6 protein-coding genes and 1 pseudogene are annotated in these 6,962 nt (G+C 65.4%); 2 read left to right on the top strand and 5 right to left on the bottom strand.

Translation table 11 applies throughout. The features are described 5' to 3' along the window. The first annotated feature begins 57 nt into the window (after positions 1-57). Entirely contained in the window at positions 58-2,520 is a 2,463-nt protein-coding gene (locus AC54AF_RS20435; RefSeq protein WP_496637988.1) for a tetratricopeptide repeat protein, read from the top strand. Here AC54AF_RS20435 and AC54AF_RS20440 read toward each other — a convergent pair. The 4 genes from AC54AF_RS20440 to AC54AF_RS20455 are packed head-to-tail and all read right to left on the bottom strand — an operon-like array spanning position 2,517 to position 5,174. After that, the gene (locus tag AC54AF_RS20440) at positions 2,517-3,167 is read right to left on the bottom strand and encodes a heme-binding beta-barrel domain-containing protein (RefSeq protein ID WP_131687456.1); all 651 of its coding nucleotides are present in this window, start codon (positions 3,165-3,167) and stop codon (positions 2,517-2,519) included. The two genes, AC54AF_RS20435 and AC54AF_RS20440, sit on opposite strands and share 4 nt — an antisense overlap. 56 nt (positions 3,168-3,223) lie before the next feature. Continuing rightward, the gene (locus AC54AF_RS20445) at positions 3,224-3,751 is read right to left on the bottom strand and encodes a hypothetical protein (protein ID WP_496637989.1); all 528 of its coding nucleotides are present in this window, start codon (positions 3,749-3,751) and stop codon (positions 3,224-3,226) included. A 2-nt stretch (positions 3,752-3,753) separates the two neighbouring features. Beyond that, complete coding sequence (gene map / locus AC54AF_RS20450) at positions 3,754-4,557, bottom strand: type I methionyl aminopeptidase (RefSeq protein ID WP_496637990.1); 804 nt, start codon at positions 4,555-4,557, stop codon at positions 3,754-3,756. Positions 4,558-4,574: 17 nt separating this feature from the next. Continuing rightward, entirely contained in the window at positions 4,575-5,174 is a 600-nt protein-coding gene (locus AC54AF_RS20455) for a TetR/AcrR family transcriptional regulator (protein ID WP_496637991.1), read from the bottom strand. A gap of 112 nt (positions 5,175-5,286) precedes the next feature. Here AC54AF_RS20455 and AC54AF_RS20460 point away from each other — a divergent pair, with 112 nt between their 5' ends. Beyond that, entirely contained in the window at positions 5,287-6,801 is a 1,515-nt protein-coding gene (locus tag AC54AF_RS20460) for an AMP nucleosidase (RefSeq protein ID WP_034750639.1), read from the top strand. Here the strand turns inward: AC54AF_RS20460 and AC54AF_RS20465 are convergent. After that, positions 6,802-6,962 (bottom strand): annotated as a pseudogene (locus AC54AF_RS20465) (IS481 family transposase); the annotation flags it as partial. It lies immediately after the preceding gene.

A 6,962-nucleotide genomic window follows, 5' to 3' on the forward strand; every position in this document is an offset into this window, starting at 1 on the left:
TTTGTCATATGGGGATGCTAAAATTCAAACATCTTTCCAGAGAGCAAAAGGACGCGCATGAACCCCAGCACCGAAACGGCCACCGATACCCAAGGCAGCGAGGACATGCCCCAGGCATCAGCAACGGCCGTAACGGCGCCAGCGCCCCTCAAGCTCGACAAGGAAGAGATACCCACCGTCCTGGGCAAGCTGCGCACCCTGGTGCAGGACAAGACGCGCTTCGAGCCGCACGACATCATGCCGCTGGGCGAGGAGGACGTGCTGCAGGACTTTTCCCTGCAGGCGAACTACGCGCTCGAGGCGCGCTTCGAGCAGCGCGTCATCAACGGCTATTTCTCGCCGTCGGGCAGTGACTGCCGCTGTGGCTCCCACGAGGTGGGAGCACTCGCTCACGCGCAGGAGAAGGAACGCCTGCGCCGCGCGGCGGGCAAGCTCGACAATGCCTTGCGCCAGGCGGGCCAGGCCTACAACGGCGTCGAGGCGGGCGTCTACTTGCCGCACGCCGTCAAGTACTGGCACCTCGACACCTGCAGCAACTGCACGGGCCGCGGCCGCATCAGCTGCCACACCTGCCATGGCGCGACCACGGAAACGTGCTGGACCTGCCACGGCGGGCGCACCGTCAGCTGCGACGCGTATGGCTGCTACGGCAGCGGCAAGGTGTCGTGTTCGTATTGCAGCGGCAGCGGCACGGTGTCCGAGCAAGTCACCGACTACGTCACGGTGCAAGTGCCCACTACCACCTACAGCAACGGCAGTTCGCATACCAGCTACCACAGCGAAACGCGGCCCCAGTACCGCACCGAATACCGCTCTTGCTACCATTGCAGCTACGGCAAGGTCAGTTGCAGCACCTGCCACGGTTCCGGCAACATCAATTGCGGCACTTGCCGCGCCAGCGGCAGTGTCACCTGCCGCACCTGCAGCGGCGTGGGCGACTTGCGCTGCAACCCGTGCGACGGCTCCGGCAAGGTGGGCAAGGCGGCCTGGGTCGATGTGCACGTGGCGCCCGGCTACAGCGTCAGCCTGCCCAAGCAGGCGCCCGACGACGCGCGCCGCATCCGCGACAAGGAAAGCATGCACTCACTGGCCGCCATCGCCAGCAGCCTGGCCCTGGCGAAAGTGAGCATTTACAATGAAGACCAGCCGCAGGAAGTCGACGCCCTGTATGGCGGCAAGCTGCGCATCGTGCGCCTGGATGCCTCTTGCAACGCGGAAAAGCACCACCTGGTGGCGTACGGCACGGATCTGCGCTGGCTGACCCTGGACGACATCGTGGAAAAGCTGCTGCGCGGCGACCTCAAGGCGCTCAGCGACGCGCTGGCCGGCAGCGCCGACGACGGTCTGTTCTCGGCCCACGTCCAGGGCTTGCTCGCGCCGCTGCGCGACGTGGCCGCGTCGGAACTGAATGCGGACGTGATCGAGTCTGTCCTCAGCGGCGACGCGGACCACGCGCACGTCGATGTCGTCTCCGCCGACTATGCGCAGAATGTGCGCACCTGCGTGCTCGGCGCCTTGCGCCAGGTCTACACGCGGCTGGCCAAGCAATTCTGGTGGAAAAGCGCATTGGCAGCCCTGGCCGCCGCCATCGCCACCTGGTTCCTCGCCGGGCGCGGCGCCGCCGCCGTCGCCGGCCTGCTCGTCACGGGCGCCGGCTACTGGCTGTTCAACCGCAAGGTCAAGGCTGTGCTGAGCGAGGCGCTGGGCGGCGAGCCGCAGGCCGAACGGGCCATGGGCATCGCCGGCAAGGGCCGGCGCAACCAGCTGGCGCACGTGCTGATCCTCGCCCCCGCCAGCCTGGCCGTGCTGGCCGCCAGCTATGGCTTGCCCGTGCGCGTGCGCCCGGTTTCTGCGCCGCCGCAGGCTGCCATGGCCTCGGCACCCGTCGCGCCCCATGCGCCGGCCGCCGTGCCGCAGGACGCAAGCAGCGCCAAGGCCGTCAAGCTGTACGAAAATGGCGACAAGGCGCAGGCGCTGGCCATGCTGGAAAGCCTGGTCGGCAAGGGCGACGCGGGCGCGTATGGTCTGTATGGCTGGATGCTGCTGATGGGTGAAGGCCAACCCGGCCCCGTCACGGCGCCGACGGCGCAGCAGCGCGCAGCGCGCCAGGTGGCCGCCAAGCCCCTGATCGGCAAGGGCCTGGTGAAGAACGACAGCTATGCGCTGACGGCGAAAGGCGTGATGCTGGCCGAAGGCTGGCAGGAGCCGCGCAACATGGCGCGCGGGCTCGACCTGCTGAAACAGGCCGCCAACAAGGGCAATGCGCAATCCATGCATTTGCTGGGCCTGTACCACGTGCGCGGCTACCAGATCCCCGTCAACCACAAGGAAGCGCGCAAATGGTTCACCCTGGCCGCCGACAAGGGCAGCGCGGGCGACATCTATAACCTGGGTCTGATGGATTGGGAAGGCGCGGGCTTGAAACGCCCCGACCGCGCCAGCGCCATGCAGCGCTGGAAGATCGCCGCCGCCATGGGCGAGGAGCGCGCGGTCAAGGCGGTGGCGCAAGGAAAGCCTTAAGCGGCGGCGGCCGCCAGCGCCTGCAAGGCCATCGGGTTCGGCGTCGGCTCGCCGATTTTTGTCAGCAGGTTGCGGTCCGTGTGGTGGAACGGTTCATCCTTGCCGCGGATCAGCATGACCGTGTCCTCGTCGTAGCCCCAGGTGCCGTCGGCGTGGATATCGACCTTGATACGGTATTCGACGGTGGTGAACGCGTGTTCGAGGAAGGGGTTCGAGCAGATGCCGTAGGCCGTCGAATCGCGCCTGGCCACCAGTTCGAAACTGGTGGCATCCGCCGTCGTCATGCCCGACGCCATGGCGATCTGGCCGCGCGGAATGGCCAGGGTCTGGATCACGGCGCCCGTGGCCGGCTCCCACAGCCAGTAGCCCACCTGTTCATGATACGTTTTGACCTGATCGGGCTTGGTGATGTGGATGTAGTAGCGCAGGCCGTAGAACAGTTGCGGGCCGTTGGTGACGGGATCGATCGGCTGCAGTTCGATGCGCTCGACGAAGGCCTGCTTGCGCGGGCCGTCCGCTTTCGGCTTGACGTCCAGGCCGCGCGTACCCGTCCAGATGCCGGCCATGCCGGTCAAGGGTCCCAGGTTGTTCAGGGTGTGCACGTCGGCGGACGGCTCGGTGTAGATATCTTCGGGAAAATCGCTCATGCGGAAGTCTTCAAAATGGGGCAACAGTGCTTGCCCCTATTGTAAGACCTGGGCCGCTATCGGGGAAAGAGCGCGATGTGGCGCTCGATGAACAGCAGGGCCGCAGCAGCCAGCGCGGGGCGCTGCGCCTCGAACACGGCTTCGTCGCGCGTTTGCCGCAGCTTGGCGGCCGCCTCGGGCAGGTCCAATGCACCGGCGATGAATGCCGCCACCGCGTCGAGATTCACGTACAGGGCGCTGTCAAAACCTTCCCAGTCCACATAGGCCAGCCACTCGGCCAGGGTCACCACACAGGCGACGGGCGGCGCCAGGGCCGCGATGCGCTCGCAGCGCAGTACGCTGTCGCTGCGGATATCTTCGTGCTGCAAGACGGCCAGCGCCACGTGCTGGAGCGCGTCTTCCGGGTCTCGCCGGTACTTGTTCAGCAGGCGCTGCGTGAGCGTATAACGCTCGGCGTCGATGCCGCGCAGGGCGGCCGCCACCTCGTAATCATGCAGCGCCAGGTGGCGCGCCGCGCAGGCCGCATCCACGCCCGCTTTCGCGGCGACGATATCCGTCAACTGCTGCCGCCGCGCGTCATCCATGCCTACACCAGCGGCTCGGTCATGCCGGTCAGGGTGAAGATTTCAAAGCCCGTTTCCGTCACGGCCAGCGAGTGCTCGAACTGCGCCGACAGCGACCGGTCCTTCGTCACCGTCGTCCATTTGTCCGGCAAGACCTTGACCTGGTAGCTGCCCACGTTGAGCATCGGCTCAATCGTAAAGATCATGCCCGGTTCCAGCACGATGCCCGTGCCGGCGCGGCCATAGTGCAGCACTTGCGGCGTGTCGTGGAAGACCTGGCCCACGCCATGGCCGCAGAAGTCGCGCACGGAAGAAAAGCCCTGCGCCTTGGCCACCGCTTCGATGGCGGCGCCCACGTCGCCCAGGGTGGCGCCCGGACGCACGGTGTGGATGCCGGCCATCATGGCTTCATACGCCGTGTTGACGAGGCGGTTGGCCAGGATGGAGACGGCGCCCACCTTGAAGGTGCGGCTGGTGTCGCCGAACCAGCCGTTGAACTTCGGCGTCACGTCGATGTTCAGGATGTCGCCCACTTTCAGGATCTTGGTCTCGGACGGAATGCCGTGCGTGACCACGTGATTGACGGAGATGCAGCTGGCGTGCTTGTAGCCGTGGTAGTCGATGGTGCCGGGGATGGCGCCGGCGGCGCGCATGAATTCTTCGCACAGGGCGTCGAGCCTGGCCGTCGAGACGCCCGGTTTCACGAAGGGCGCGATGTAGTCGAGCGTGTCGGCGGCGATGCGGCCGGCCGCGCGCATGCCGATGAAGCCTTCTTCATCGTGCAGGGGGATTTTCTTGCCGTGTTCAAGCTGGGTGGAATAGCGCATGGGGATTCTTTTCTTTGTTAGTGTGATGTGGCATGTGAGGCCCAGCCGCGCACGGCGTCGTGCGAGGCGCGCAGCATGGCGTCGACGCTGGCCGGTATCGGCCGCTCCTGGGTCAGGTAAGGCTTGACGACGGCCACGGGCGCGTCGATCAGGACGAATTTGAGCAGCATGTGATCGAGGTCGAGCTCCGTGGTGGCGGGCATGGCTTCGGCGCAGCGCACGAAGCAGGCGTCGAGCGCCGCCTGCTCCTCTTCCACGGCGGCCAGCAACTCCTCGCTGAGGCCACCGCTGAAATCGGGGCTGTCCGCGCATTGCAGCAGGAAGCGCGCATACACGGGCTTGCGCCGGCACCAGTCGAGCAAGCCGTGCACGCCAGCCCACGTATCGCCGCCGAGCCAGCGGCTGGCCACTTCCTCGCGAAAGTCGCTTTTCACGCGCAACCAGGCGCGCGCCAGGATGGCGTTGCGCGAATCGAAGCGGTGATACACGGAGCCGATGGGCGCGCCGGCCTTGACGGCGATGGCGGCCATCGATACGGCGGCCACGCCGCACTGGGCGGCGACGGCGATCGCACTGTCGATGAAGTTGTTTTCGTTGAATTTGGCTAGTCTGACCATTCAAATAGAATACAGATTCTATTTGAATCCGTCAAGCGGCCCCAGATGCGCCGACAAGAGTTGCCCCGCTGCCTTACAATGGTATGCACGAACCGCTACAAGGAGAATCCGCTTGCTTACGCCCCCCTTCATCGCCTCCTCCCGCTTCGACGATCCACGCCTGGCGCTGGAACAAGTGCAAGCCATTTACCGCAGCAGCATCGAACACTTGCGCGATGCGCTGCAGCGCTTTGTCGCCGGCGAAGACATGCACGAACGAGTGCGCGCCTGCTACCCCTTCGTGCGCATCCAGACGGACACCGTGGCGCGCGCCGACTCGCCGCTGGCCTACGGTTTTGTCGCCGGCCCGGGCGTGTTTGAAACCACTCTGACGCGCCCCGACCTGTTCGGCGACTATTACCTCGACCAGTTCACCCTGCTGCTGAAAAACCATAACAGCGGCCAGAAGGTGCACCTGGAAGTGGGCGTGAGCGCCCAGCCCATCCCCGTGCATTTCTCGTTCGCCGAGCATGACCACATCGAAGGCAATATGGATGCGGGCCGCCGCCTGGCCATGCGCGACCTGTTCGACCTGCCCGACCTGTCGGCCATGGACGACGGCATCGCCAACGGCACGCACGAACCGGCGCATGGCGAAGCGCAGCCGCTGTCGCTGTTCACGGGGCCGCGCGTGGATTATTCGCTGCAGCGCCTGCGCCACTACAGCGGCACTTCGCCGCAGCATTTCCAGAACTTCGTCCTGTTTACCAATTACCAGTTCTATATCGACGAATTCATCCGCCTGGGCCACGCCATGATGGACCGCGCGCCCGATGCGGCAGCGCCCTCGGACGACGACGGCTACATCGCCTTCGTCGAACCGGGCAACGTGGTCACGCGCCGCGTTGGACAAACCGTCGAAAGCGAGGACGCGCTGGGTGCCGCGCCGCCGCGCCTGCCGCAGATGCCCGCCTACCACCTGCTGCGCGCCGACGGCAGCGGCATCACCATGGTCAATATCGGCGTGGGACCGGCAAATGCGAAGACCATCACCGACCATATCGCCGTGCTGCGCCCGCACGCCTGGCTGATGCTCGGTCATTGCGCCGGCCTGCGCACCACGCAAAGCCTGGGCGACTACGTGCTGGCGCATGCGTATGTGCGCGAAGACCACGTGCTCGACGAAGACTTGCCGCTGTGGGTGCCGATCCCGCCGCTGGCGGAAATCCAGCAGGCGCTGCAAACGGCCGTAGCGGAAATCACCCAGCTGACGGGGCATGATCTGAAACACATCATGCGCACGGGGACCGTGGCCAGCACGGACAACCGCAACTGGGAACTGCTGCCGCAGCGCACGCCGGAGCGCCGTTTCAGCCAGAGCCGCGCCATTGCGCTGGACATGGAAAGCGCGACGATCGCCGCCAACGGCTTCCGCTTCCGCGTCCCCTACGGCACCCTGCTGTGCGTGAGCGACAAGCCGCTGCACGGCGAAATCAAGCTGCCCGGCATGGCCAACCACTTCTACCGAGAAAGAGTCGACCAGCACCTGCGCATCGGCATCCGCGCCGTGGAACTGCTGCGCCGCCAGGGCGTGGACCGGCTGCACAGCCGCAAGCTGCGCAGCTTTGCGGAAGTGGCGTTTCAGTAACTACCTGTCCAGTCCCGTTTGATCATAAACGCGCTTAACGAATAGCTCCGGCTTCTTTTGCTGCCATTCTTTGAGCGCCTGGATGGGTGTTTTGGCACCGATAGCTCGTTGTGGAATGTGGTGGTTGTAAAGCTTTAAATAGTTGAGCAAGGTAGTCTCCA

The organism is Janthinobacterium sp. JF4, assembly GCF_059617925.1.

What these genes read in the sequence shown, in the direction of transcription:
- AC54AF_RS20445 (WP_496637989.1), bottom strand. Translation starts at nt 3,751, where the DNA reads ATGGATGACGCGCGGCGGCAGCAGTTGACGGATATCGTCGCCGCGAAA.
- map (WP_496637990.1), bottom strand. Translation starts at nt 4,557, where the DNA reads ATGCGCTATTCCACCCAGCTTGAACACGGCAAGAAAATCCCCCTGCAC.
- AC54AF_RS20455 (WP_496637991.1), bottom strand. Translation starts at nt 5,174, where the DNA reads ATGGTCAGACTAGCCAAATTCAACGAAAACAACTTCATCGACAGTGCG.
- AC54AF_RS20440 (WP_131687456.1), bottom strand. Translation starts at nt 3,167, where the DNA reads ATGAGCGATTTTCCCGAAGATATCTACACCGAGCCGTCCGCCGACGTG.
- AC54AF_RS20435 (WP_496637988.1), top strand. Translation starts at nt 58, where the DNA reads ATGAACCCCAGCACCGAAACGGCCACCGATACCCAAGGCAGCGAGGAC.